The organism is Mesorhizobium kowhaii (genome assembly GCF_042431665.1).
Taxonomy (GTDB): domain Bacteria; phylum Pseudomonadota; class Alphaproteobacteria; order Rhizobiales; family Rhizobiaceae; genus Mesorhizobium; species Mesorhizobium kowhaii.
The window spans coordinates 1-1,188 of sequence record NZ_JBHLYT010000200.1 but is presented as its reverse complement, the minus strand read 5'-3'; the positions used below and the strand labels follow the sequence as shown (position 1 = coordinate 1,188).

At 57.7% G+C, this 1,188-nt stretch carries 1 pseudogene; it reads left to right on the top strand.

The features are described from left to right. Positions 1 to 661 precede the first annotated feature (661 nt). Positions 662 to 916, top strand: a pseudogene (locus tag ACFFNA_RS39350) (IS110 family RNA-guided transposase); the annotation flags it as partial. Positions 917 to 1,188: the final 272 nt, after the last annotated feature.

Sequence of the window (1,188 nt, the reverse complement as noted above, 5' to 3'; positions counted from 1 at the left end):
CTCGTTAGCAGGCACGATCCTGGGCGAACTCTCCCAAGGTCGTTCAACAGATTGAGACGCCTCGCTCTACTGACCCCATCATGCGGCGGCCTTACGTCGACCGCAAAGAGAAGCGAGTGACCCGCGGGGCGACACGATCAAAAAAAAGACGCAGGAGTAACTTGACCTCAACGACCCCAATCAGAGAAGCCTGCTAGACGGGTCGGGAGACGACTTGGCCAAGGCTATGGGGCATAAGCGCAGGCTCTAAGAGCCAGGTGTCGCGGCTGTTCAAGGAGATGGACCTAAAAGGTCAAGCCTTCCTCGAGCGGCCGATCGTGAGTGACGTTCCGGATCTGGGTTCCTATTGAATGTCACGGCTGGCGTATCTCCCCCTTATGCTCGGCTTGGGGATCGTAATTACATGGGGTAATCGCGGGAGCCGCGTCCACGTGCCGCTTTGTAGCCTTGCGCATAGGCGGCGGTTGTTCCCCGATATGATGAAAAACGGGCTCACGAGTCGGACCCGGGCCCAGCAGCAATCGGAGAACAACAACCATGGACCAATTTATCGGCCTTGATGTGTCATTGAAAGATGGAGTGGTTGCCGCCCTCCCCAGATGGCATCGCAATGTGCCAGGATAGTGGTGTTTACAGCCACTGAGCGGAAAGGACGGCAACCGTGACGAAAGATACAATGATCGGGGTGGATTTGGCAAAGACGGTTTTTCAGCTCCACGGGGCGTCGATGACGGGAGAGCTGAAGTTCCGGAAGAAATTGTCACGGGGGAGTTTTGCCAAATTTATGGCCGATCAGCCGCCAGCGGTGATCGTGATGGAAGCCTGTGGCAGCGCGCATTATTGGGCCCGCGAGATGAGCAGGTATGGCCATGAGGTGAAGTTGATCGCCCCGCATTACGTGAAGCCTTTTTTGAAGTTATGCTCACCTCGCCATAATGCAGAGCGTTTTTAGCTTGGCGTCGCGCAGAAAGGCGGCTGGCGAGAGCGCGCTGTGGTGGATCGCGACGGTGAGCTAAAAACGTGTTGGACTAACCCGCTCCGCCGCGGCGGAGCGGCAAGGGGGGTGTACGCCGACGGCGCGGTATTGATGGCGTCCTCTGTCGTGCCGGTCAGGCGTTCAATAGGAGCTCCAACTGCGCGAGCATGGGGTGGCTGCTTGCAGCCCATTCCATCGGACAAAGGAGCTTG